Origin of the sequence: Yinghuangia aomiensis (genome assembly GCF_039542225.1) — a bacterium.
Lineage (GTDB): Bacteria > Actinomycetota > Actinomycetes > Streptomycetales > Streptomycetaceae > Yinghuangia > Yinghuangia aomiensis.
This window is the reverse complement of record NZ_BAABHS010000089.1, coordinates 1-1,408: the sequence shown is the minus strand read 5'-3', so window position 1 is coordinate 1,408 and position 1,408 is coordinate 1. Positions and strand designations below refer to the sequence as shown.

The window sequence follows — 1,408 nt, the reverse complement described above, 5'->3', positions numbered from 1 at the left end:
GGTCATGTCCCTTGAGGTGGTGTAGCTGATCAGTCGGTGGTGCCGGTGGTGAGGGCTGCAGTGTCGGGATAGAGGCTGTTCATGCTGTCGCTGGAGAGGTAGCGGCGGGGGAAGGCGATCCATTCATCGTGGAGTTCGGCGAGGACGGCGGTGGTCAGCCGGGTGACGGCGTCGGTGTTCGGGAAGACCTGGACGACGTCGGAGCGGCGTTTGATCTCGCGGTTCAGGCGTTCGAGGGGGTTGGTCGACTGGATCTTCTTCCAGTGCTGGTGGGGGAAGTCCGCGAACGCTGTCAGGTCGTCCTTGGCGTCGAGGAGCATGTCCTTGACCTTGGGGAACTGTCGGCCGAGCATGTCCGCGACTTGGTCGAGTTGGGTGCGGACCGCGTCGGCGCTGGGTTGGGCGAAGATGGTGCGGATGGTCGCGGCGACCATTTCCGCGGCGCCTTTGGGGATGACGGCGAAGACGTTGCGGACGAAGTGGACGCGGCAGCGCTGCCAGGCGGCTCCGATCATCACGGTGCGGACGGCTTTGACCAGGCCGGCATGGCTGTCGGACAGGACCAGGCGGACGCCGGTCAGGCCGCGTTCGCGCAACGAGCGCAGGAACTGCGTCCAGAAGGCCTCGGTCTCGCTGTCGCCGACCATGACGCCGAGGACCTCGCGGCCGCCGTCCTGGGTGACGCCGGTGGCGATGACCACGGCCTGGGAGACGATCCGGTGGTCGACGCGGGCTTTGACGTAGGTGGCGTCGAGGTAGAGGTAGGGGAACCGGGTGTGGTCCAGCGGCCTGGTCCGGAACGCTTCGAGGTGTTCGTCGAGGTCGGCGCAGATCCTTGAGACCTCGCTCTTGGAGATGCCGGTGTCCGAGCCGAGGGCCCGGACCAGGTCGTCGACCGAACGGGTGGACACCCCGTGGACGTAGGCCTCCATGACGACCGCGTAGAGGGCCTGGTCGATGCGGCGGCGGCGCTCGAGCAGGCTGGGGAAGAAGCTCCCGGCCCGCAGTTTCGGGATCGCGAGTTCCAGGTCGCCGGCTGGCGTGGTCAGCGTCTTGTCGCGGTGGCCGTTGCGGTATCCGGTGCGGGCCTCGGTGCGTTCGCCCCACTCGGCGCCGATCTGCGCGGCGGCTTCGGCCTCGATCAGCTCCTGCAGCATCCGCTCGGCGACACTGCGGACGAGTTCAAGACCGTCTGCCGAACGTAGTGACTCCAGCAGGCGGAGTAGGTCATGCTGGGACAAGGCCATCGTGCACCCCCAAGGTCGAACTGCCCGTTCACCTCGGAGAGTTGCACGGTGGCCCGCCCCGTTTTCAAGGGCGCGTCCACCGGCAGACGGCGCACACACCGGCACACGACCGGCGCGCATCCCCGCCAACATCAGCTACACCACTCAGCGGGACGCCATCC

Annotated in this window: 1 protein-coding gene; it reads right to left on the bottom strand. The window is 67.5% G+C overall.

Annotated features, from left to right (window positions below):
• Positions 1-29: 29 nt before the first annotated feature.
• On the bottom strand, positions 30-1,247 hold the full coding sequence (locus tag ABEA93_RS41945) for an IS256 family transposase (protein WP_345681282.1): 1,218 nt from the start codon (positions 1,245-1,247) through the stop codon (positions 30-32).
• Between the last annotated feature and the right edge of the window lie 161 nt (positions 1,248-1,408).